Raw genomic sequence first — 21,592 nt, forward strand, 5'->3', positions numbered from 1 at the left:
CAAGCGCCATACACCTCCAAAGGCGAAGTGGACCAGGCTTTCTGTTACACTCGCGCCACTTTTTTTTCGCGCTCTCACGCTCTAGTCAGGGCATACACAGGGAAGGAGTACCGCAATGGAAAACATCGAACAACGCGTCAAGAAGATCGTTGCCGAACAACTGGGCGTCAACGAAGCCGAGATCAAGAACGAATCGTCTTTCGTCGACGATCTGGGCGCTGACTCGCTCGACACGGTTGAACTGGTCATGGCGCTCGAAGAAGAGTTCGAATGCGAAATCCCCGACGAAGAAGCCGAGAAGATCACCTCGGTGCAACAGGCCATCGATTACGTGAACCGTCATCTGGCCAGCAAGGCCTGATCGTTTCATCGAGCGGAGTACGTTTTGGCACGTAAAAGAATAGTTGTCACCGGCCTGGGCATCATCTCCCCGGTCGGGAACACGGTCGGACAAGCCTGGGAGAACATCCTGGCGGCGAAGTCGGGGATCCGTCGCATCACGCGTTTCGATCCGTCCGAATTGCCTGTCCAGATCGCGGGCGAAGTGCGCGATTTCGACGTCGCCAACTACCTGTCTCCGAAAGAGGCACGGCGTTTCGACACCTTCATCCATTTCGGCATCGCTGCCTCGATGGATGCCATCCGCGATGCCGGACTCGAAGCGAATCCGGCCAACGCCGAGCGCATCGGCGTCTGCGTCGGCTCGGGCATCGGCGGTCTGCCGATGATCGAGGAAACCCACAACGCCATGCTGGCAGGCGGCGTGCGCAAGGTGTCGCCGTTCTTCGTGCCGGGCTCGATCATCAACATGATCTCCGGCATCGTGGCGATCAACTACGGTTTCAAGGGCCCGAACTTTGCAACCGTCAGTGCCTGCGCGACGGCCAACCATTCGATTGGCGAAGCGATGCGCCTGATCGAGTATGGCGATGCCGACGTGATGATTGCCGGTGGTGCCGAATCGACGATGTGCCCGCTGGGCGTGGCCGGCTTCGCGGCTGCCAAGGCGCTGTCGGGCCGTAACGATGATCCGGAGACCGCCAGCCGTCCGTGGGACAGCGGTCGTGACGGCTTCGTACTGGGTGAAGGTGCTGGCGTGCTGGTGCTCGAGGAGTACGAGCACGCGAAGGCCCGCGGCGCCCGCATCTACTGCGAACTCGCTGGCTACGGCATGAGTGCCGACGCGCATCACATCACTGCGCCCTGCGAGGACGGTGAAGGTGCATCGCGCAGCATGGCGAATGCGCTGCGCAACGGTGGGGTGGCGCTGGACGAGGTCGACTACATCAACGCTCACGGCACATCCACGCCGCTGGGCGACATTGCCGAAACGGTGGCGATCAAGCGCTGTTTTGGTGAGCACGCTAAAACGCTGTGCGTCAGCTCGACCAAGTCCATGACCGGTCACGCACTGGGCGCGGCCGCGGGTATCGAGGCGGTGGTGACGGTGATGGCGATCCACAAGCAGATCGCGCCGCCGACCGCCAATCTGCGCGACCAGGATCCGGCCTGCGATCTCGATTACGTGCCGCTGGTGCCGCGCGAGATCAACATCCGTTCCGCGCTGTCGAATTCCTTCGGTTTCGGCGGTACGAACGCGACGCTGGTCTTCCGTCGCATGTGAGCGACCGGCCTTGAACCGCGAGCGGCTTCAGGGCTTCCGGCAGATGCATCTGAAAGGGTCACGTCTTCGCGACGTGGCCCTTTTTTTCGCCTCGCTTGCCGCTGTCGTCGCATCGGTACTGCTGGGTCCTCTCGCCATCGCGCTCTGTGCACCCTCGCTGCTGCTGACCGCAGCGGCGCGCGTGCGGGCGGGGCGCCTGTGCGGGCTGGCGAGCGAGGATGGCGAATCCCTCACTTGCGTACAGTCCGTCGGCGAGGCGCTGAGCGGTCGCCCCTGCGCTGCGAGAATGGGGCGTGCATGGACTTCGGTCACGTTGGAAGGCGAGGGCGGGCGACAGCACCTGCTGCTGTTTGCGGACCAGTTCGACAGCGTCGACGATTACCGGCGCTTCAGACTGTGGTTGCGTGCAGTTCTTCTGGCTGACGCGAGCGACGCGGACGCAGGATGGTCGGGCTGGCTGCGTCGCTGGTATCGGGGTAGTCACGACTGAAATGCAGGCCGCGACTCTCGTGCCGCTGCATCGCGCTGCGCACGATGAGATGGGCGGTCATGACCAGATTGCGCAATTCGATCAGGTCATTGCTGATGCGGAAGTGCGCGTAGTACTCGTCGATCTCGCGTTCCAGCAGGCGGATGCGGTGCAGTGCGCGTTCAAGGCGCTTGTTGGTACGAACGATACCGACGTAGTCCCACATGAAGCGGCGCAGCTCGTCCCAGTTGTGCGCGATCACCACCTCTTCGTCTGCGTCGGTCACGCGGCTTTCGTCCCAGGCCGGCAGGTCGGGCAGGGAAGAGCCGGGTCGGGCGAGGATGTCCTGTGCCGCAGACTCCGCATAGACGAGGCATTCCAGCAGCGAATTGCTCGCCAGCCGGTTGGCGCCGTGCAGGCCGGTGTAGCTGGTCTCGCCGATCGCGTACAGGCCATCGACATCGGTATGCGCACGCTGGTCGACCTTGACGCCGCCGCAGGTGTAATGCGCCGCCGGCACCACCGGAATCGGCTGCCGCGTGATGTCTATGCCGAGTTCGAGGCAGCGTGCGTGGATGTTCGGGAAATGGCTGATCAGGAAGTCGGCCGGCTTGTGCGACACGTCAAGATAGACGCAGTCGAGACCGCGCTTCTTCATTTCGTAGTCGATCGCCCGTGCCACGACGTCGCGCGGCGCCAGTTCGGCGCGTTCGTCGTGCGCCGGCATGAAGCGTTCGCCGTCGGGCAGCCGCAGCAGGCCGCCTTCGCCGCGCATCGCCTCGGTGATCAGGAAGGACTTGGCGTGCGGGTGGTAGAGGCAGGTCGGGTGAAACTGGATGAATTCCATGTTTCCCACCCTGCAACCGGCGCGCCAGGCCATCGCGATGCCGTCGCCGGTCGCAGTATCCGGATTGGTCGTGTACAGATAGACCTTGCCGGCACCGCCGGTTGCCAGCACGACCACTGGCGCCGCAAAGGTATCGACGCGGTCGTTCTCGATGTCGAGGACGTAGGCGCCGGCGCAGCCCAGTTCGGGGCGACCGATCTTCCAGCCGACGATTAGATCGACCGCCAGATGGCGTTCGAAGATATGGATGTTCGGGTGCGCCTTGACCTGACCGGTCAGCGTCATCTGGATGGCCGAGCCGGTCGCATCGGCCACATGCACGATGCGGCGGTGGCTGTGGCCGCCCTCGCGAGTCAGGTGGTAACCGAGCGAGGTCTGGTCGTCGCGCGTGAAGGGGACGCCGCGGCCGATCAGCCACTCGATCGCGCGTCGGCCGTTCTCGACCACGAAGCGGCTGGCTTCCGGGTCGCACAGTCCGGCACCGGCGACCAGCGTGTCGCGCAGATGCGCCTCGACCGAGTCCTCGCTGTCGAGCACGGCAGCCACGCCACCCTGGGCCCAGCTGGAGGCGGAGTCCTCCAGCTTCTGCTTGGTGACCAGGGCGACCTGGCGACCGGCTTCCGCCAGTCGCAAAGCGAGCGCCTGTCCAGCCAGGCCGCTTCCGAGTACCAGCACGTCGAATGTCTGCACGGCGATCAGCACTTCAATGGGAGGGCTGCACTATATCGCAGCGCAGCGAGAGGATACCGGCTGCGGACGTGCCGACGGCAATGAACTTTGTCGTCAGCCCCCGGTCTGTGCTGGCATGGACGCGACACTACACACCCTTCAAGTGGTACCCAGGCCTGCGCGCTCGGATATACTGCGCGCCAGTTCAAAACCCGCGCCGGTGAAAGACCCGGGTGGCACAACATCGGCCCAGATGAGCGAGCGAGAGGTTGACCAGCTGCTTGTCGAGCGTGCGCAGCGCGGCGACAAGCAGGCCTTCGGTCTGTTGGTCAGCAAGTATCAGCGCAAGCTCGGACGGCTGCTGTCGCGCCTGATACGCGACCCGGCCGAAGTAGAGGACGTGGCACAGGAGGCCTTCATCAAGGCTTACCGTGCGCTGCCCTCGTTCCGCGGTGAGAGCGCGTTTTACACGTGGCTGTACAGGATAGGCGTCAATACGGCGAAGAACTACCTCGTGTCGCAGGGGCGCAGAGCCCCGACCAGCACGGAGTTCGATTCCGAAGAGGCGGAAAACTTTGACGACAGCGACAACCTCCGGGACATCAACACCCCCGAGCGGCTGCTGCTGACCAAGCAGATCGGACAGACGGTGACCTCCGCAATGGAAGCACTGCCCGAAGAACTGCGCACAGCCATCATGCTGCGTGAGCTCGAAGGCATGGCCTACGAGGAGATCGCGACAGTGATGGATTGTCCGATCGGGACGGTGCGTTCGCGCATTTTCCGTGCCCGGGAGGCGATCGCCGAGAAGCTACGGCCGCTGCTCGACACGGCTCCCGACAAGAGGTGGTAACAGGCATGAAAGAGAATCTGAGCGCATTCATCGACGACGAGCTCGATGAGCGCACGTCGCAGCAGGTGCTGGATCGCCTGCACGCGGACGGCGATCTGCGCGATGAGTTTGCATTGCAGGTGATGATCGGTGATGTGCTGCGCGGCGACGATGGTTTCGACGCGCGTTTCACGGCGTCGGTCATGAGCAGGCTCGACGACGAGCCCACGGTGCTTGCGCCGGTCGCCTTCCGCGTCCAGCCCGAAGCCAAGCGGCTGTGGATGCCCGCAGCGGCAGCCGTTGCCGGCGTCGCGCTGGTGTCCTGGCTGGGGCTCGACTTCATGTCTGCACCCGACGTGCAGCCGCAACTGGCGGTTGCCCCGGTGGTCGTGCCGGTGCAGCTTGCACAGACCGAATCGCCCCTTCGCGCCTATCTGGTCGCGCATCAGGGTTACTCGCCGACCGGCAGCATGCAGGGCGTCGCGCTCTACGCGCGCGGCGTTTCGGATCCGCAGACCGACGACCGTCGATGATCGTGCGGGCAGTCTGGCTGTTTGCGTCCTTGCTGTTTGCGCAGGGCGCGCTGGCCCAGGGGCAGCCTGAAGCGCTGTCCCTCCTCGGGCGAGCGGTGAGCGCCTCGCAGCGCACCTCCTACATCGGCACTTTCGTCTATCAGAGCGGTTCGAATGTTGAAACCTCGCGCGTCGCACATTACGTCGACACCGAGGGCAATTCGGTCGAACGGCTGGAAGTGCTCGACGGCAGCCCGCGCGAGGTCATCCGCGTCAATGACGAGGTGCGTTGCTACCTGCCGAAGGAAAAGATCATCATCGAGGACCGGCGTGGCGCGCGGAAGACTTTCCCGTCGCTGTTGCCGGAGTCGGTCGGTGCGCTCAGCGATTACTACACGGTTCGCAAAGGCCCGCCCGGCCGCGTCGCAGGCTTCGATACCCAGTCCGTGCTGCTCGAGCCGAAGGACGGTTACCGTTACGGTCACATGTTCTGGATCGAGGCGCAGACCGGCCTGTTGCTGAAGGCACGCATGGTGAACGAGCGCAGCGAACCGATAGAGCAGTTCGCCTTCGCCCAACTGCAGCTCGGCCCGGCGCTGACGCGTGAGGACGTGCAATCCAGACTGGCTGCCTCGTCGTCCGGCTGGAAGGTGCACACGGCGAATTCGACCCAGGCCCAGAATGCCGACCTCGGCTGGACGATGAATGGCGACGTGCCGGGCTTCCGCCAGATCGCCGGCATGAAGCGGTCGCTTGGCCCGGACCGCCCCGACATGGTCCACATGGTGTTCTCCGACGGCCTCGCTGCAATCTCGGTATTCATCGAGCCCTACCGCAAGGAAGACGGAAACGTCGTCGGGCCGATGAAGCATGGCGCCGTGAATGTGTACAAGCGACGGCTGGCGGGCTACGTCATCACCGCGCTCGGCGAGGTGCCGCCGCACAGTCTGCAGCGCATGGCGGACGCGGTGGGACAGAAGCGTTGATGAACGTCCGTTCGGGTCAGGTCCGCCGCGTCGCCGATGGTTTCGCCTGGGTCGATGTCGAGCGGCAGAGCGGGTGTGGTCGATGTGCCGAAAGCGGTGGCTGCGGTCGGGCCTGTGAATCGGCCGCGGCGACCTACGTGATACCCCTTGACGTCGCCGTGCGGCCAGGCGAACGCGTCGATGTCGTCGTGTCGCAGCGGGCGCCGCTGATCGCCGCGCTGCTGACCTACGGCGTTGCGCTGCTCGCGCTGTTCGTGGGCGTTGCACTGGCCATGCTGCTGGCTGGCGATTCGGACCTTTCGGTGGCCGCAGGAGCCCTGGTCGGTCTGATCGCGGCAGCGGGCTGGCTGCGTGGCAGCCGCTCGCGCAGCACGCTCATTCCTTCCGTACGCATCCTTTCCGGTCGCGACCTTTCGCCCAGATCATGAAATCCCTGTTCGCGGCTGCGGTGTTCAGCCTGAGTTGCCTGTTTGCCCTCGTTCCCCCGGCCAGCGCGCAACGCGAACTGCCGGATTTTTCTCAGCTGGTCGAGCAGCAGGGACGGGCGGTGGTCAATATCAGCACGACGCAGAAGGTCAGTACGCGTGCAATGCCGCAGCTTCCGCCGGGTCTGGACGAAGACGACCCGATGTTCGATTTCTTCCGCCGCTTCATTCCGCAGCAGCCGGGCGTACCGGGCTCGCAGGACGCGCGCTCGCTCGGTTCCGGCTTCATCATCTCGGCCGACGGCTATCTGATGACCAACGCGCACGTGGTCGATGAAGCCGATGAGATCACCGTCCGCCTGTCGGACAAGCGCGAGTTCAGGGCGCGCGTGATCGGTGCCGACAAGCGCACCGACGTCGCCGTGCTCAAGATCGACGCCTCCGGCCTGCCGGTCGTCCGTTTCGGCGACGCCAGCAAGCTCAAGGTGGGTGAGTGGGTCGTTGCCATCGGTTCGCCCTTCGGTTTCGAGAGCTCGGTCACGGCCGGCATCGTGTCGGCCAAGGGCCGCTCGCTGCCGCAGGAGAACTTCGTTCCTTTCATCCAGACCGACGTCGCCATCAACCCCGGCAATTCGGGTGGGCCGCTGTTCAACCTGCGCGGCGAGGTGGTGGGCATCAACTCGCAGATCTACAGTCGCAACGGCGGCTTCATGGGCCTGTCCTTCGCCATTCCGATCGACGTCGCGATGGATGTGCAGTCGCAGCTGCGCGCCACCGGCCGCGTGCAGCGCGGGCGCATCGGCGTGGTCATCCAGGAAGTGACGAAGGAACTGGCCGACTCCTTTGGCCTGCCGAACGCCGAAGGTGCACTGGTCAGTTCGGTCGAGCCGCGTGGCCCGGCGGAAAAGGCGGGCATCGAACCGGGCGACGTGATCCTGCGTTTCGACGGCAAGCAGGTCGAGAAGTCGGGCGATCTGCCGCGGCTGGTGGGTGGAACGAAGCCGGGCACGGCGTCGGTCGCGCAGATCTGGCGCAACGGTGCGACGCGTGATATCCGCGTCACCGTGGCCGAACTGAGCGACGAACGCATCGACCCGCGCAAGGCCCGCCGGGGCGCGGCGCCCGAGGCGGCACCCGCACCCAACCGGCTGGGTCTGGTGCTGTCCGAGCTGACGCCGCAGCAGAAGCGCGAACTGAAGGTCGAGGGCGGGCTGAAGGTGGAGGAAGTCGCGGGCAACCAGCGATCCGACCTGCGTGCCGGCGACGTCATCCTGGCGGTGATCGCCCGCGGCAAGCAGACACCGGTCGGCACGCTGGAGCAGTTCAACAAGATCCTCTCCAGCATCGAACCCAAGGTCGGGCTGACGGTGCTTGTACGCCGCGGTGACAGCCAGACCTTCCTGACGCTGCGCGCGCCGAACGGGCAGGGCGACGGCAAGTGAGCGGCGCTCAGCGCGAACTGACGCTCTACCTGCGGCGCTGGTGCCACCTGTGTGACGAGCTGATCGAGGCGCTTGAGCCGCTGATCGCCGGCCAGGGGATCAGCGTGCGCGAAATCGATATCGACGAGCACGAGGAATTCGAGGACGCCTATGGCGAGCACATTCCGGTGCTCTGTGCGGGCGATCGCGAACTGTGCCGGCACCGGCTGGACGAGGGGGCTGTACGGGCCTATCTGCTAGAATCGCGCGCTTGACTGCAGGCCCGGTCCGGCTGACCGCACAGGGGTGCCCGCCACGGCGCCCTTTTTTGTTTTCCGCCGCCCTTTTTTGATTCCGTTCCCGATTCCATTCGACTGATGCAGCACATCCGAAATTTTTCCATCATCGCCCACATCGATCACGGCAAGTCCACGCTGGCGGACCGGCTGATCCAGCGCTGCGGCGGCCTGTCCGACCGTGAGATGGAGGCGCAGGTGCTTGACTCGATGGATCTGGAGCGCGAGCGCGGCATCACCATCAAGGCGCAGACCGCTGCGCTGTCGTACAAGGCCAAGGACGGTCAGGTCTATAACCTGAACCTGATCGACACTCCGGGGCACGTCGACTTTTCCTACGAGGTGAGCCGCTCGCTGTCCGCCTGCGAAGGCGCGCTGCTGGTGGTCGATGCCTCGCAGGGTGTCGAGGCGCAGACGGTGGCGAACTGCTACACCGCGCTCGACCTCGGCGTCGAGGTGGTGCCGGTGCTGAACAAGATGGACCTGCCGCAGGCCGATCCGGACAACGCGAAGCAGGAAGTGGAGGACGTGATCGGCATCGACGCGACCGACGCCATTCCGTGTTCGGCCAAGACCGGCATGGGCATCGACGACATCCTCGAAGCGGTGATCGCGCGCATTCCGGCGCCCAAGGGCGACCCGGACGCGCCGCTGAAGGCGCTCATCATCGATTCCTGGTTCGACAATTACGTCGGCGTGGTGATGCTGGTGCGTGTGGTCGATGGCGCGCTGAAGCCCAAGGACAAGATGCTGCTGATGTCGACCGGTGCCCAGTACCAGTGCGACCAGGTCGGCGTGTTCACGCCGAAATCGGTGCAGAAGACCAGTCTGTCGGCCGGCGAGGTGGGTTTCATCATTTCCGGCATCAAGGAACTGCAGGCCGCCAAGGTCGGTGACACCATTACCCTGGCCGACCGCCGCGCCGACGCGCCGCTGCCCGGCTTCAAGGAAATCAAGCCGCAGGTGTTCGCCGGTCTGTATCCGGTCGAGGCCAGCGAGTACGACCAGCTGCGCGAGTCGCTGGAAAAGCTCAAGCTGAACGACGCCTCGCTGCAGTACGAGCCGGAAGTGTCGCAGGCGCTGGGCTTCGGTTTCCGCTGTGGCTTCCTCGGCATGCTGCACATGGAAATCGTGCAGGAGCGGCTCGAGCGCGAATTCGACATGGACCTCATCACGACGGCGCCAACCGTGGTGTACGAGGTGCTGATGAACGACGGCAGCGTCGTCATGGTGGAAAACCCGTCCAAGCTGCCGGAAACGTCCAAGGTTGCTGAAATCCGCGAGCCCATCATCAAGGCGGTCATCTTCATGCCGCAGGATTACCTGGGCGCGGTGATCACGCTGTGCGAGCAGAAGCGCGGTCAGCAGGTGAACATGCTCTACCACGGTCGCCAGGTGCAGCTGACCTATGACCTGCCGATGGCCGAAGTGGTGTTCGACTTTTTCGACAAGCTGAAGTCAGTGTCACGCGGATACGCCTCGCTCGATTACGAATTCAAGGAGTACCGCGCCGCCGACGTGGTGAAGCTCGATCTGATGGTGGCCGGCGAGAAGGTCGATGCGCTGTCCGTCATCGTGCACCGAGCCAACGCGCAGTTCCGCGGCCGCGAGGTGGCGGCGAAGATGCGCGAACTGATTCCGCGCCAGATGTTCGACGTGCCGGTGCAGGCGGCGATCGGCGCCCACATCATCGCGCGCGAAACGATCAAGGCGCTGCGCAAGAACGTGCTGGCCAAGTGCTACGGCGGCGACATCACGCGGAAGAAGAAGCTGCTGGAAAAGCAGAAGGCCGGCAAGAAGCGCATGAAGCAGGTGGGCAATGTAGAAATTCCGCAGGAAGCCTTCCTTGCCGTGCTGCGCGTTGACGACAAGTAAGGACCAACAGGCTCGGACGACAAACGAGGCGTCCGCCCGGACGCCCGACAATACGACTGGATTTCCATCTTGAATTTCGCACTGATTCTTTTTGTGCTGTGTGTGCTCACGGGCATTCTGTGGGTGATGGACAAGGCGGTGTTTGCCAAGCAGCGCCCGGCCGGCACCCCTGACCCGTGGTGGGTCGAATACGGTGCCAGCTTCTTCCCCGTCATCATCGTCGTATTCACGCTGCGCAGCTTCGTCGTCGAGCCCTTCCGCATTCCGTCAGGCTCGATGATTCCGACTTTGCTGGTGGGCGACTTCATCCTGGTGAACAAGTACACCTACGGCGTGCGGCTGCCGGTGCTCAACACCAAGATCGTCGACATGAATGATCCGCAGCGCGGCGATGTGATGGTGTTCCGCTACCCGGCCGATCCGTCGGTCGACTACATCAAGCGCGTGGTCGGCCTGCCGGGCGACAAGATCGCCTACCAGAACAAGCGGCTCACCATCAACGGCGTCGAGGTGCCGGTGAAGGCGCAGGAGGACTACTTCCACAAGGAACGTGCCTACTATTCCAACCGTTACTCGGAAACGCTGGGCGAGGTCGAACATTCCATCCTGAACGACCGCGACGCGCGCGCCGACGTACCGATGGCGCTCGATTTTCCGGGGCGCGAGAACTGTGTCTACAATCACGAAGGGGTGCGCTGCGAGGTGCCGGCCGGCCACTATTTCGTGCTGGGCGACAACCGCGACCAGAGTGCGGACAGCCGCGTGTGGGGCTTCGTGCCTGACGCCAACATTGTCGGCAAGGCCTTCTTCGTCTGGTTCCACGCGGATGCCATCGTGCCGCCGAAGGGCATCGATTTCGGCCGCATCGGCAGCTTCCGTTGATCCGGCAGCGTCAGACAATCAGAACAGGCAACAGGGAGACAGCGATGCAGCGCAAGCAGTCCGGTCTGAGCATGGTGGGATTCATTCTGGTGGCGGGTCTGATCGCCATCGTCGTCATTCTCGGCATGAAGTCGGTGCCGGCGGTGATCGAGTACTACACCATCCTGAAGAACGTGAAAGCCATCGTGAAGAGCGGCGAGGTCAAGGGCGGTACCGTCGCCGACTACCGCAATGCCTACGCCAAGCGCGCGATCATGGACGAAATGTCCAGTGTCACGCCGGCCGATCTCGACATCGTCAAGGACACTCAGGGCGTCGAGATTTCCTTCGCCTACCAGCGCAAGGTGCCGCTGTTCGGGCCAGTGAGCCTGCTGTTCGACTTCGAAGGGTCGGCCTCGGGGTCGAACTGACGCGTTGAACCCGGATGCCCAGATCGAGCAGGCGCTCGGCCACGTTTTCGCATCGCGCGCACTGCTCGCTCAGGCGCTGACGCACAGCAGCTTCTCCTCCACTCACAACGAGCGGCTCGAACTGCTGGGCGATGCGGTGCTCGACTGCGCCGCCACCGATCTGCTGTTCCGCCGCTTTCCGGATGTGCCCGAAGGTCTGCTGTCGCGGCTGCGCGCATCGCTGGTGAAGGAAGACACGCTCGCCGAAATCGCAGCCGCCATCGCTGTCGGCGACGCGCTGCGGCTCAGCGCGGGTGAGCTGAAGACCGGTGGTCGCAGCCGCCCGGCGCTGCTGGCCAATGCGCTCGAAGCGCTGATCGGCGCTGTCTTTCTCGAAGGTGGCTACGAGGCGGCACGCAAGGTGGTCGCGCGGCTGCTCGATGCCCGCCTGAATGCGCTGAACCCCGAGCGCGACGCCCGCGACCCGAAGACGGCGCTGCAGGAATGGCTGCACGCACGCGCGAAGAAGCCACCGCGCTACGAAATCGCCTCCACCTCCGGCCCGGCGCACGCACCGGTGTTCTGCGCCGCCTGCATCGTCGAAGCCTACGGTCTGCGCACCGAAGGCGAAGGGCGCAGCCGCCGTCACGCTGAGCAGGCCGCCGCCACGCGCGCACTCGAACAACTTCAGGGGCAGTCATGACCGACATCACTCATTGCGGCTTCATCGCCATCGTCGGTCGGCCCAACGTCGGCAAGTCCACGCTGATGAACCGGCTGATCGGCCAGAAGGTGAGCATCACCTCGGCCAAGGCGCAGACCACGCGTCACCGCATCCACGGTGTGCTGACGCGTGACGCGCACCAGTTCGTGTTCGTGGACACGCCCGGTTTCCAGACCAAGCACCGCAATGCGCTCAACCGCGTGATGAATCGCGCGGTCACGCAGGCGCTGGCCGACGTGGACGTGATCCTGTTCGTGATCGAGGCCGGTCGTCTGACCGAGGCCGACGAAGAAGTGATCGCGCTGCTGCCCAAGGACCGTCCGGTGCTGCTGCTGCTGAACAAGACGGACAAGACCGGTGATCGCGCCAAGCTGCTGCCCTTCGTCGAGCGCATCGCGAAGCTGCACGACTTCCACGCCATCATGCCGGTCAGCGCGCAGCGCGGCGACGGGCTCGATGCATTGCTGAAGGTGGCCGGCGAACTGCTGCCGGAAGGTCAGGCGATGTTCGACGCCGACGACTTCACCGACCGCAGCGAGCGCTTCCTCGCTGCCGAATACATCCGCGAAAAACTGTTCCGGCAACTGGGTGACGAACTGCCTTACGGTCTGGCGGTCGAGATCGAGCGCTTCGAGGCGGAAGGCAATCTGCGCCGCATCGCCGCCTGTGTCATCGTCAGTCGCGAGGCGCACAAGGGCATCGTGATCGGGCAGGGCGGCGAGGTACTGAAGTCGGTCGGCTCGGCCGCGCGCAGCGACATGGAGAAGGTGTTCGGTTCCAAGGTTTTCCTCGAACTGCACGTGAAGGTCCGCAGCGGCTGGGCCGACGACGAGCGTGCGCTGAAGAGCCTGGGCTTCGAGCCATGACTTCGTCGGCGATGCGCGCCATCTGCACTGACGGGCCCACTGCCGGGAAGGCCGTGCCGTGAGCTCCGGCAAGCAGCGGGTGGACGGCCAGCCGGCCTTCCTGCTGCAGTCCCACCCCTATCGCGAAACAAGCCTGGTGGTTGACGTGTTCAGCCGCGACTTTGGCCGCATTGGTCTGGTCGCGCGCGGTGCCAAGCGGCCGCGTTCGCAGCTGCGTGGCGTGCTGGTCGAATTCCAGCCGCTGGATCTGGGCTGGTTCGGTGCCGGCGAACTGCGCACGCTGGCGCGTGCCGAATGGCAGCGTGCATGGCCCATGCTGTCCGGTCCGCGCCTGCTGCTGGGCTACTATCTGAACGAATTGCTGCAGCGCCTGCTGGCGCGCGACGACGCGCATCCGGCGCTGTTCGACCTCTATGCCGAAGCCGTTCAGAAGCTCGCGCTGGCGCCGGCCGAAACGGTGCGCCACGAAGCCCTGCTGCGCGGTTTCGAAAAGGCGCTGCTGCGCGAACTGGGCTACGGGCTGACGCTCGATCACGACGCCAACGGCGACGCGATCGATCCGGCGGCGCACTACATGTACAAGCCCGAACTCGGTCTGCTCGAAGGCGAGGGGGGCGTGGACGACGTCAGCCTGAGCGGCGCGCAGGCGCTGGCCATCCACGCCGACGACTACGCCGACACGCAGGTCGCGCGGCTGGCGAAGACATTGATGCGCGTGCTGATCGCGCATTATCTGCAGGGACAGGAGCTGCGCACGCGGCGCGTTTTCATCGAACTACAGGATCTCTGAACATGATCGAACTGGGCGTCAATATCGACCACGTGGCCACGATACGGCAGGCGCGCCGCACCTACGAACCGGATCCGGTGTGGGCGGCGGTCGAGGCCCATCTGGGCGGTGCCGACGGCATCACCGTGCATCTGCGCGAAGACCGCCGCCACATCCAGGATGACGACGTGCGTCGGCTGCGCGATCTGGTGCACATCAAACTCAATCTCGAAATGGCGGCCACCGAGGAAATGGTGGGCATCGCCTGCGCACTGAAGCCGGAAATGGCCATGCTGGTGCCGGAAGGCCGGCACGAGGTGACGACCGAGGGCGGGCTGGACATCGTGTCGCAGGAAGAGAGGCTGACCGGCGTGGTCGGACGCCTGCGCGACGCCGGCATCGTCACCAGCGTATTCATCGATGCCGAGCCGGCGCAGATCGAGGCGGCCGCCCGCATCGGTGCCCAGGTGTGCGAAGTACACACCGGCCCCTACGCGCACGCTTTCCACGGTCTGGGCCGCGACCGCGAATCGCAGGCCGTGGTGGTCGAACTGGACAAGGTGCGTGCCGGCGGCAAGATGATCCGCGACCTCGGCATGCGCTTCAACGCCGGTCATGCGCTGAACTACGCCAACGTGCAACCGGTGGCCGAACTGCCGGGCGTGCGCGAACTGCACATCGGCCACGCCATCGTCAGCCGCTCGGTGTTCGTCGGCCTGCGCGAGGCCGTGCGCGAAATGAAGGCACTGATGCGCGAGGCGGCCGGGAGGGCTGCGTGATCTTCGGCATCGGCACCGATCTGTGCAGCATCGCGCGTTTCGAGCGCATGCTGGCGGAGGACGGTGACGGCATCGCGCGGCGCATCCTGGCCGCCGCCGAAGTGTCCGAGTACGAATCGGCGAAGCAGCCGGCGCACTTCCTGGCCAAGCGCTTCGCGGCCAAGGAGGCGCTGGGCAAGGCGCTGGGCACCGGCATCCGGACGCCGGTGCTGCTGCGCTCGATCGCCGTGACGCACGACGATCTCGGCAAACCGGCCTTCGCCTACGACGACACGCTGACGGCGTGGATGAACGCGCGCGGCCTGCGTGCCCATCTTTCGCTGTCCGACGAAACCGAACACGCGCTCGCCTTCGTGGTGGTCGAGCGCACGGAGAACATTGCATGAGAACGACCCCGCCCGGACCGGTCATGATCGACGTGGCCGGTTTCGAACTGGATGCCGAAGACCGCGAACTGCTGGCTCACCCGTCGGTCGGCGGGCTCATCCTGTTCGCCCGCAACTTCCATGATGCGCAACAGCTGGCAGCGCTGACCGAAGCCATCCACGCTGTGCGCAGACCGCCACTGCTGATCGCGGTCGATCACGAGGGCGGGCGGGTGCAGCGCTTCAAGACCGATGGTTTCACCCATCTGCCGTCGATGCGCACGCTGGGCGAGCGCTACGAGGTCGACGCGCAGCGCGCGCTGGCCGATGCGCGCGCCGCCGGCTATGTGCTGGCGGCCGAACTGCGTGCGCTGGGTGTGGACCTGTCCTTCACGCCGGTGCTCGATCTCGACTTCGGCCGCAGCGGCGTGATCGGTGATCGCGCCTTCCATCGCGACCCGGCCATCGTCGCACCGCTGGCCGGCGCACTGGCGGAAGGCCTGCGTGCGGCGGGCATGAAGTCGGTCGGCAAGCACTTCCCCGGCCACGGTTTCGTCGAAGCGGATTCGCACGTCGCGATTCCGGTCGACGAGCGTGATTTCGACACCCTCTGGGCCGACGACATCCGCCCCTACATCGACCTCGGCAAACAGATCGACGCCGTGATGCCGGCGCACGTGATCTATCCGGCGGTCGACCGCATGCCGGCCGGTTTTTCGCGTGCATGGGTGCAGGGCATCCTGCGTGACAAGCTCGCCTTCGACGGCGTCGTGTTCAGCGACGACCTGTCGATGGAGGGGGCGTCGGTGGCCGGCGACGTGGTGGCGCGCGCCGAAGCGGCGTGGGATGCCGGTTGCGATATGGTGCTGGTGTGCAATGCGCGCGACCAGACGGTGAAGCTGATCGACGGCTGGCGGCCTGCTTTCGACAGCGTGCGCAGCGCGCGTGTCGAGTCGCTGATGCCCCGCCAGCCCTACGGCGACCGCACGGTGCTGGCGCAGGACGCGCGCTACCGCGATGCCCTCGGCACGGTGCAGCGCCTGATCGCCTGACAGAGGACACTCCGAGGCATGGGTTTCGACGCGAAGGCCTGGCTGCCGACGGTGCCGGAAGACCCCGGTGTCTATCGCATGATAGGCGCCGAGGAGGACGTGCTCTACGTCGGCAAGGCGAAGAACCTGCGCCGGCGCGTGTCGTCCTACTTCCAGCGCACGCCGTCGAGTCCGCGCATCGGCATCATGGTGGCGCAGGTCGCGCGGGTGGACATCACCGTCGTCAGGTCGGAAGCCGAGGCGCTCATCCTCGAAAACAACCTGATCAAGAGCCTGCGGCCGAAGTACAACATCCTGTTCCGGGACGACAAGTCCTATCCCTATATCCGGATCAGCAACGACCGCTTTCCGCGCATCGGCTTCTTCCGCGGCACCGTTGGGCGCGACGCACGCTACTTCGGGCCGCTGCCGAACGTGTGGGCGGTGCGCGACACGATACAGCTGGTGCAGCGCGCCTTCCTGCTGCGCACCTGCGAGAACAGCGTGTTCGCCAACCGCTCGCGGCCCTGTCTGCTGCACCAGATCCACCGCTGTTCTGCGCCCTGCGTCGACCTCGTGTCGAAGGAGGACTACGACGAGGACGTGCGGCTGACCGCGCTTTTCCTGAACGGCCGTCATTCCGAGGTGATCGACAAGCTGTCGGCGCAGATGAACGCTGCCGCCGAAGCGCTCGCCTTCGAGAAGGCGGCGCAGATACGCGACCAGATACGGGCGCTGTCCAAGGTGCTGCACAAGCAGTTCGCCGACAGCGCGCGCGACGAGGACCTCGACATCGTCGTGGCCATCGAGCGTGACGGCGCCGCCTGCGTCAATCACGCGATGGTGCGCGGCGGGCGCCACCTCGGCGATCACGCCCACTTCCCGGCGGCCGGGCAGGGCAGTGCCGCCGACATGCTGGTGGCCTTCCTGAGCCAGCACTACGCAAGCGGTAATGCGCCCAAGCGCATCGTCGTCAACGTGCTGCCGGAAGACGAGGTCGAAGCACCGCTGCCGGGCTCGACGCTGGCGCTCGCGCGCAACGAGCGCGAGCGCGCGTGGGCCGACATGGCACTGAAGAACGCCGAGATCGCGCTGCGCGCGAAGATCGACGCCGGCGCGCGCGCCTCGCATCGTGTAGCGGCACTGGTCGATGTGCTCCAGCTCGACGTCGCGCCCGAGCGCATCGAATGTTTCGACATCAGTCACACGATGGGGGAGGCGACGGTCGCCTCCTGCGTCGTGTGGGCCCATGGCGCGATGCGCAACGGCGAGTACCGCCGCTACAACATCGACGGCATCACGCCGGGTGACGACTACGCGGCAATGCGCCAGGTGCTGACGCGGCGCTACGAGAAGGTGGCGAGCGGCGAGGGCGCGCGGCCCGACCTGGTGCTGATCGACGGCGGCAAGGGCCAGCTCGGTATCGCGGTCGAGGTGATGGCCGAACTCGGACTCGACCTGCCGCTGGTCGGCGTGGCCAAGGGCGAAGAGCGCAAGATGGGGGCGGAAGAACTGATACGCCCCGGTGTTGCGGCCGGTCTGGTGCTCGGGCCCGACCATCCGGCGCTGCACCTGATCGCCGAGATCCGCGACGAAGCGCACCGCTTCGCCATCGCGGGGCACCGTGCCAAGCGCGCGAAGAAGCGCCTCACTTCGACGCTGGAAGACATTCCGGGCATCGGTCCGGCGCGCCGCAAGCGACTGCTCACGACCTTCGGCGGGCTGGCTGGCGTGCGCAATGCCACGGTCGAGGATCTGTGCCGGGTCGAAGGCATCAGCCGCAAGCTCGCCGAACAGATACAGCGGCAGTTAAACTAGGGCACATGTTTACGCTGCCAACCGCGCTGACCTGGGCGCGCATCCTGCTCATTCCGCTGTTCGTCGGCGTTTTCTTCCTGCCTGACCAGACGCTGGTCATGCCGGACAAGAACCTGATCGCCACCGTGGTGTTCGTCATCGCGGCCATCACCGACTGGCTCGACGGCTACCTCGCCCGCACGCTGAACCAGACATCCGCCTTCGGTGCCTTCCTCGACCCGGTGGCCGACAAGCTGATGGTGGCGGCGGCCTTGATCATGCTTGTCGAGCTCGACCGCACCAGCACCGTCATCGCCCTCATCATCATTGGTCGCGAAATCACCATTTCCGCGTTGCGCGAATGGATGGCCAAGGTGGGGGCCGCGCGCAGCGTCGCCGTGTCGATGATAGGCAAGGTGAAGACGACAGCGCAGATGATCGCGATACCGATGCTGCTGTACTTCGATCCGCTGTTCGGGATCGACGTCGGGTTCATCGGCGGCAAGCTGATCTGGATCGCGGCGGTGCTGACCGTGTGGTCCATGGTGTACTACATGCGAAAGGCATGGCCCGAACTGCGTGCGCGCAAGGCGATCTGAGCGCGCCGCAAAAATCTTCGGCGCGAAGTGTTGACAGCTTTTTCGGCAGGCCTATAATGCGCGCCTGTCTTGCGGGAATAGCTCAGTTGGTAGAGCGCAACCTTGCCAAGGTTGAGGTCGCGAGTTCGAGCCTCGTTTCCCGCTCCAAATTATGATCTACAGACTTCTACTGACGTCTGTAAGTCATTGAAAAAAGGGGCTTCGGCCCCTTTTTCCATTCCAGCGAGCGCCACGGAAATCCACCCACAGCTACCGTTTTTGAGTGACCAATTGAGGCACAAGAATACGGGTGGGACGGCTACCGGATAGTTGCTGGGGCTGAGCGGGAACCATGACGAGCATAGGGCCTAAGTCATTACTTAGGAGCCTCGAAATGGCACTCTCTGATCTGACCGTCCGGCAGGCAAGAACCACCGGAAAACGCTACACCCTCTCCGATAATGACTGCCTGGGCCTGATGGTCTCTGCTGCAGGCGGTAAGTCGTGGATGTTTCGCTACTACTGGCTGGGCAAGCAAAAACGTATGTCCCTGGGCGGATATCCTGCCCTCAGCTTGCGCGAGGCCCGCGCCGAGCGGGATAAGGCCCAAGCCCTGCTTGCCAGGGGGGTTGATCCGCAAATCGAGCGTGACCAGCGCCGGCACGCGGCCAAATTGGCGGGTGAATACACCTTTAGGAACGTTTTTGATGCCTGGGTCGAGCATCGCCGCAAGGAACTCAAGGAAGGCCGCCAGAGCACCCTGTCGCAGATTCTGCGCATCTTCAACAAGGACGTGCTGCCCGCCTTAGGGAAGATGTCGATCTACGACATTCGCCGCCCTCAGCTCCTGGGAGTTCTGGCGGCGATCGAGAAGCGCAAAGCGTTCACCACCGCCGAGAAGGTTCGCACCTGGTTCAACCAGATGTTCCGCTATGCCTTGGTCGTTGCCGAGGGCTTGGAGGTCAACCCTGCTGCTGACCTGGATGTGGTGGCCGAACCCAAGCCCCCGGTGACCCACAATCCCTATCTGCACCTGCCCGAGATGCCCGAGTTCCTTCAGAAGCTTCGGCTCTACACCCCCCGCGGCTGGCAGACCCAGCTTGGTGTGCGGCTGCTGTTGTTAACTGGGGTGCGGACGGGCGAATTGCGGCTGGCCGAGCCTGAGCAGTTCGACCTCGACCGCGGCTTGTGGATCATCCCGCCACAATTCGTCAAGCAGCTCCAGGACGAAATGCGCAAGGCCGGTAAGCGGCCGCAGGACGTGCCGCCCTACATCGTGCCCCTCTCTCTGCAGGCCATCGAGATCGTGCGCTATCTTCTGAGCGCGATGCGGCCGGCGCAGAAGTACTTGTTGGCTCATACCAGCGAACTCAAGAAGCGCATCAGCGAAAATACGCTGAACAAGGCCTTGCAGCTCATGGGTTACGAGGGGCGCCTGACCGGGCACGGCATCCGCGGCACCATCTCGACGGCGCTCAACGAAATCGGCTATCCGAAAATTTGGGTGGATGCACAGCTATCGCACTCCGACCCCAACAAGGTCAGCTCGGCCTACAACCACGCCAAATACGTGGAGCCGAGGCGCCGGATGATGCAGGACTGGGCCGATCGCCTCGACCTGCTCGAACAGGGCGAGGTAGAAGCTGCGAGCGCACACCTGACCATCCGCATCGATGGGGTGCCTGCGATGGCAGAAGTGGAAGAGGCGGTGGGTGCGGCCCCCATCGTGGCCGAGCCCCCTGTGCCCGGCGTGCAGTCCCTTGTCGCAACGCCCATTGTCGTCACTTCGAGCAGCGGCGGAATCACGTTCCGGAGACTGTCGCATCTGCCGCCGCCTCCGGTGCATGTCCCAGAGCCGGAAGTGTCCGCGATCCAGCGCGAGCGCGAGGAAATGCTGGCTATCTATGAGTCGCCGAACAGCCTGCCGGTCCCGTTGTTCGGCAAGCTGGCCGGGAAGTCCAAGGACCAGATCAACCGCGAACTGAAAGCCGGAAAGTTGCTGGCTATCAGCCTTGGCAATCGGGGACAGCGTGTTCCGGACTGGCAACTGGTGCCGCTCAAACACAGGCTGGCCCAGGTGCTCATGAACCAGTGCCCGCACGCGGATTCTTGGGGACTTTACCGCATGCTGACCCAGCCGCACCCTGACCTGGGCGATCGCGCCGCCATCGATGCGGTCACGCCGACCAACGTGCCGGCGATCGTACGGGTCATCATGGGCGACTACCAGCATCACGAGGATGTGCCCAAGGCCGTCGCCCCGCAGCCCGTCCCGGAAGATGTGCGGCAGAGCGTTCGTAGGCTAGTGGACAGCGCTGTGGTGATCGAGGGAACCTAATCCACGGGTCAGCCTATGGCCGGGATGACGCTTCCGGCCGTAGGCCCATCACCTTGCACCTTCCCCAGCAATCTGTAGCGCTCTACGCTCGAACCGCTTGGCAGCAGAATCGGCTTGCGCGTGGGGCCGTTGGAGGTACGTCACGATATTGTAGGGGCCATCGGCGAGCGGTCGCATGCCGATCCCCCATTGATGGGCACGCTCGATGCGCGATTGCGCGCATACGCCGATGCCGTAGCCGGATGAGACCCACAGCGCCATCATCTCGAATGAAGTTGCAGACAGGATGTTCTCTTGGTCCACTGGCATGAGGGAGGCCAACCTCTCGTCCAGCAAGGGGCAAGCCTCCACCCGCCAGCGATAGATTGGATAATCCTGAAGATCTGAGATGGTGAGCTTCGCCTGGTTAACTAAGCGGGACCGCGGTGGTATCGCAACGGCCATGCTTTCGCACCATAGCCTCCGGCTACTCGTCAGGTGATCCCCCGCACCGCTAAGAGATAGTCCCGCGTCGTAGCGGCCCTCCTGCAGGCCCGTCATCAACTCTTGATCCGAAACTTCACGCACGGCCATCGCGACGCCCGGCTCCTGCGCTCGCTGCAGTGCAAGCAGCGCCGACAGCCGTGAAGACGGTACACCTGGCGCTATGGCGAGTGTGAAATTCGGGGGCGGACTGATGACGTCATGCATGGATACCCCCAAAGAGGCGGCGGGAGGGGATCGAAAAGATCTACCGACATCATACTAAAGAGATATCTTTAACGTGGTTAAAGATCAGTGATTCCATGACGCTTCTGCGAATGCAGAAGCGCACTATTCGGCCTGGACGGCCCGCCGGAGTAACCACCTATGAGTCCGCACCGGCGTTGGCGTTCGGGCAAGCGGTGCGAGCCGCTCGCCTGGATCAGGGGATTGCTCAGGATGAGTTCGCGGGCTTGGCGGGGATCGCGCGTTCGCACATGGGCAAGATTGAGCGCGGCGAGCACATGCCGACACTCGCTCTCATTCTAAAAATTTCCCTGGCTCTCAAGATCAGCTCGGCCGAACTGATGACGGCCACGGAGCGCAACCTCTACCTTCAGGGCGATGCGTGACGCCGGGTGTGGCGCAGGCGCCGT

Annotated in this window: 23 protein-coding genes and 1 tRNA gene; 22 read left to right on the forward strand and 2 right to left on the reverse strand. The window is 64.5% G+C overall.

All coding sequences use genetic code 11. The features are described 5' to 3' along the window. Nucleotides 1-115 precede the first annotated feature (115 nt). Together acpP and fabF are read left to right on the forward strand one after the other, a co-directional pair. Nucleotides 116-361 carry an acyl carrier protein gene (gene acpP, locus IV112_RS15950; RefSeq protein WP_019917806.1) on the forward strand — a complete coding sequence of 82 codons (246 nt, stop codon included), beginning with the start codon at nt 116-118 and terminating at the stop codon, nt 359-361. 24 nt (nt 362-385) lie between these two features. Next, nucleotides 386-1,624, forward strand: coding sequence for a beta-ketoacyl-ACP synthase II (fabF, locus tag IV112_RS15955; protein WP_024300379.1), 1,239 nt, complete (start codon nt 386-388; stop codon nt 1,622-1,624). A gap of 389 nt (nt 1,625-2,013) precedes the next feature. Here fabF and nadB read toward each other — a convergent pair whose 3' ends face one another. After that, a complete protein-coding gene (gene nadB, locus IV112_RS15960) occupies nt 2,014-3,630 on the reverse strand; it encodes an L-aspartate oxidase (RefSeq protein WP_304005093.1) in 1,617 nt (538 codons plus the stop codon). A gap of 232 nt (nt 3,631-3,862) precedes the next feature. Between nadB and rpoE the strand changes: the two genes are divergently transcribed. The 19 genes from rpoE to IV112_RS16055 all read left to right on the forward strand — a co-directional run bounded on the left by rpoE (nt 3,863) and on the right by IV112_RS16055 (nt 20,474). Then, entirely contained in the window at nt 3,863-4,462 is a 600-nt protein-coding gene (rpoE, locus tag IV112_RS15965; RefSeq protein WP_019917809.1) for an RNA polymerase sigma factor RpoE, read from the forward strand. Nucleotides 4,463-4,467: 5 nt separating this feature from the next. Beyond that, complete coding sequence (locus IV112_RS15970; RefSeq protein WP_304005095.1) at nt 4,468-4,974, forward strand: sigma-E factor negative regulatory protein; 507 nt, start codon at nt 4,468-4,470, stop codon at nt 4,972-4,974. Next, nucleotides 4,971-5,939: a MucB/RseB C-terminal domain-containing protein gene (locus IV112_RS15975; RefSeq protein ID WP_019917811.1), complete on the forward strand. Its 969-nt coding sequence runs from the start codon at nt 4,971-4,973 to the stop codon at nt 5,937-5,939. Before IV112_RS15970 ends, IV112_RS15975 begins: the two co-directional genes overlap by 4 nt. Further along, nucleotides 5,939-6,367 (forward strand): SoxR reducing system RseC family protein, encoded by a 429-nt coding sequence (locus tag IV112_RS15980; protein WP_304005099.1) that lies wholly within the window; start codon nt 5,939-5,941, stop codon nt 6,365-6,367. Before IV112_RS15975 ends, IV112_RS15980 begins: the two co-directional genes overlap by 1 nt. Further along, nucleotides 6,364-7,806, forward strand: a complete 1,443-nt coding sequence (locus IV112_RS15985; protein WP_304005102.1) for a DegQ family serine endoprotease — start codon at nt 6,364-6,366, stop codon at nt 7,804-7,806. Before IV112_RS15980 ends, IV112_RS15985 begins: the two co-directional genes overlap by 4 nt. Further along, nucleotides 7,803-8,060 carry a glutaredoxin family protein gene (locus IV112_RS15990; RefSeq protein WP_019917815.1) on the forward strand — a complete coding sequence of 86 codons (258 nt, stop codon included), beginning with the start codon at nt 7,803-7,805 and terminating at the stop codon, nt 8,058-8,060. The genes IV112_RS15985 and IV112_RS15990 overlap by 4 nt, the downstream gene beginning before the upstream one ends. A gap of 102 nt (nt 8,061-8,162) precedes the next feature. Continuing rightward, nucleotides 8,163-9,956, forward strand: coding sequence for a translation elongation factor 4 (gene lepA / locus IV112_RS15995; RefSeq protein WP_304005106.1), 1,794 nt, complete (start codon nt 8,163-8,165; stop codon nt 9,954-9,956). Nucleotides 9,957-10,025: 69 nt separating this feature from the next. Continuing rightward, complete coding sequence (gene lepB / locus IV112_RS16000) at nt 10,026-10,838, forward strand: signal peptidase I (RefSeq protein WP_304005110.1); 813 nt, start codon at nt 10,026-10,028, stop codon at nt 10,836-10,838. A 44-nt stretch (nt 10,839-10,882) separates the two neighbouring features. Next, a complete protein-coding gene (locus IV112_RS16005) occupies nt 10,883-11,248 on the forward strand; it encodes a DUF4845 domain-containing protein (RefSeq protein ID WP_304005113.1) in 366 nt (121 codons plus the stop codon). A gap of 4 nt (nt 11,249-11,252) precedes the next feature. Next, the gene (gene rnc / locus IV112_RS16010) at nt 11,253-11,930 is read left to right on the forward strand and encodes a ribonuclease III (RefSeq protein WP_304005116.1); all 678 of its coding nucleotides are present in this window, start codon (nt 11,253-11,255) and stop codon (nt 11,928-11,930) included. After that, nucleotides 11,927-12,817, forward strand: coding sequence for a GTPase Era (era, locus tag IV112_RS16015; RefSeq protein WP_020165055.1), 891 nt, complete (start codon nt 11,927-11,929; stop codon nt 12,815-12,817). The genes rnc and era overlap by 4 nt, the downstream gene beginning before the upstream one ends. Nucleotides 12,818-12,875: 58 nt before the next feature. Further along, nucleotides 12,876-13,607: a DNA repair protein RecO gene (gene recO / locus IV112_RS16020; RefSeq protein ID WP_304005119.1), complete on the forward strand. Its 732-nt coding sequence runs from the start codon at nt 12,876-12,878 to the stop codon at nt 13,605-13,607. Nucleotides 13,608-13,609: 2 nt separating this feature from the next. After that, the gene (locus tag IV112_RS16025; protein WP_304005122.1) at nt 13,610-14,365 is read left to right on the forward strand and encodes a pyridoxine 5'-phosphate synthase; all 756 of its coding nucleotides are present in this window, start codon (nt 13,610-13,612) and stop codon (nt 14,363-14,365) included. Then, complete coding sequence (gene acpS, locus IV112_RS16030; RefSeq protein ID WP_304005124.1) at nt 14,362-14,751, forward strand: holo-ACP synthase; 390 nt, start codon at nt 14,362-14,364, stop codon at nt 14,749-14,751. The genes IV112_RS16025 and acpS overlap by 4 nt, the downstream gene beginning before the upstream one ends. Next, complete coding sequence (gene nagZ / locus IV112_RS16035; RefSeq protein ID WP_304005127.1) at nt 14,748-15,782, forward strand: beta-N-acetylhexosaminidase; 1,035 nt, start codon at nt 14,748-14,750, stop codon at nt 15,780-15,782. The genes acpS and nagZ overlap by 4 nt, the downstream gene beginning before the upstream one ends. Before the next feature lie 18 nt (nt 15,783-15,800). Beyond that, nucleotides 15,801-17,579 (forward strand): excinuclease ABC subunit UvrC, encoded by a 1,779-nt coding sequence (uvrC, locus tag IV112_RS16040; RefSeq protein ID WP_304005130.1) that lies wholly within the window; start codon nt 15,801-15,803, stop codon nt 17,577-17,579. A gap of 5 nt (nt 17,580-17,584) precedes the next feature. Then, the gene (pgsA, locus tag IV112_RS16045; protein WP_019917827.1) at nt 17,585-18,157 is read left to right on the forward strand and encodes a CDP-diacylglycerol--glycerol-3-phosphate 3-phosphatidyltransferase; all 573 of its coding nucleotides are present in this window, start codon (nt 17,585-17,587) and stop codon (nt 18,155-18,157) included. Between the two features lie 71 nt (nt 18,158-18,228). Continuing rightward, nucleotides 18,229-18,304, forward strand: a tRNA-Gly gene (locus IV112_RS16050). A 226-nt stretch (nt 18,305-18,530) separates the two neighbouring features. Then, nucleotides 18,531-20,474: a tyrosine-type recombinase/integrase gene (locus tag IV112_RS16055; RefSeq protein WP_017642575.1), complete on the forward strand. Its 1,944-nt coding sequence runs from the start codon at nt 18,531-18,533 to the stop codon at nt 20,472-20,474. Between the two features lie 48 nt (nt 20,475-20,522). On the opposite strand, the gene IV112_RS16060 is transcribed toward IV112_RS16055, so the two are convergent. Continuing rightward, complete coding sequence (locus IV112_RS16060) at nt 20,523-21,164, reverse strand: substrate-binding domain-containing protein (protein ID WP_023110687.1); 642 nt, start codon at nt 21,162-21,164, stop codon at nt 20,523-20,525. A gap of 95 nt (nt 21,165-21,259) precedes the next feature. On the opposite strand from IV112_RS16060, the gene IV112_RS16065 reads away from it, so the two are divergent. Next, complete coding sequence (locus tag IV112_RS16065) at nt 21,260-21,568, forward strand: helix-turn-helix domain-containing protein (protein ID WP_017642573.1); 309 nt, start codon at nt 21,260-21,262, stop codon at nt 21,566-21,568. The last annotated feature ends 24 nt before the right edge of the window (nt 21,569-21,592 follow it).

Origin of the sequence: Methyloversatilis discipulorum (genome assembly GCF_018780585.1) — a bacterium.
Lineage (GTDB): Bacteria > Pseudomonadota > Gammaproteobacteria > Burkholderiales > Rhodocyclaceae > Methyloversatilis > Methyloversatilis discipulorum_B.

Coding starts and splice junctions, on each gene's coding strand:
- IV112_RS16055 (WP_017642575.1), top strand. CDS start 18,531: ATGGCACTCTCTGATCTGACCGTCCGGCAGGCAAGAACCACCGGAAAA.
- IV112_RS15975 (WP_019917811.1), top strand. CDS start 4,971: ATGATCGTGCGGGCAGTCTGGCTGTTTGCGTCCTTGCTGTTTGCGCAG.
- uvrC (WP_304005130.1), top strand. CDS start 15,801: ATGGGTTTCGACGCGAAGGCCTGGCTGCCGACGGTGCCGGAAGACCCC.
- IV112_RS16060 (WP_023110687.1), bottom strand. CDS start 21,164: ATGCATGACGTCATCAGTCCGCCCCCGAATTTCACACTCGCCATAGCG.
- IV112_RS15985 (WP_304005102.1), top strand. CDS start 6,364: ATGAAATCCCTGTTCGCGGCTGCGGTGTTCAGCCTGAGTTGCCTGTTT.
- IV112_RS16065 (WP_017642573.1), top strand. CDS start 21,260: ATGACGCTTCTGCGAATGCAGAAGCGCACTATTCGGCCTGGACGGCCC.
- nagZ (WP_304005127.1), top strand. CDS start 14,748: ATGAGAACGACCCCGCCCGGACCGGTCATGATCGACGTGGCCGGTTTC.
- IV112_RS15980 (WP_304005099.1), top strand. CDS start 5,939: ATGAACGTCCGTTCGGGTCAGGTCCGCCGCGTCGCCGATGGTTTCGCC.
- pgsA (WP_019917827.1), top strand. CDS start 17,585: ATGTTTACGCTGCCAACCGCGCTGACCTGGGCGCGCATCCTGCTCATT.
- era (WP_020165055.1), top strand. CDS start 11,927: ATGACCGACATCACTCATTGCGGCTTCATCGCCATCGTCGGTCGGCCC.
- rpoE (WP_019917809.1), top strand. CDS start 3,863: ATGAGCGAGCGAGAGGTTGACCAGCTGCTTGTCGAGCGTGCGCAGCGC.
- IV112_RS16025 (WP_304005122.1), top strand. CDS start 13,610: ATGATCGAACTGGGCGTCAATATCGACCACGTGGCCACGATACGGCAG.
- IV112_RS15970 (WP_304005095.1), top strand. CDS start 4,468: ATGAAAGAGAATCTGAGCGCATTCATCGACGACGAGCTCGATGAGCGC.
- IV112_RS16005 (WP_304005113.1), top strand. CDS start 10,883: ATGCAGCGCAAGCAGTCCGGTCTGAGCATGGTGGGATTCATTCTGGTG.
- lepA (WP_304005106.1), top strand. CDS start 8,163: ATGCAGCACATCCGAAATTTTTCCATCATCGCCCACATCGATCACGGC.
- acpP (WP_019917806.1), top strand. CDS start 116: ATGGAAAACATCGAACAACGCGTCAAGAAGATCGTTGCCGAACAACTG.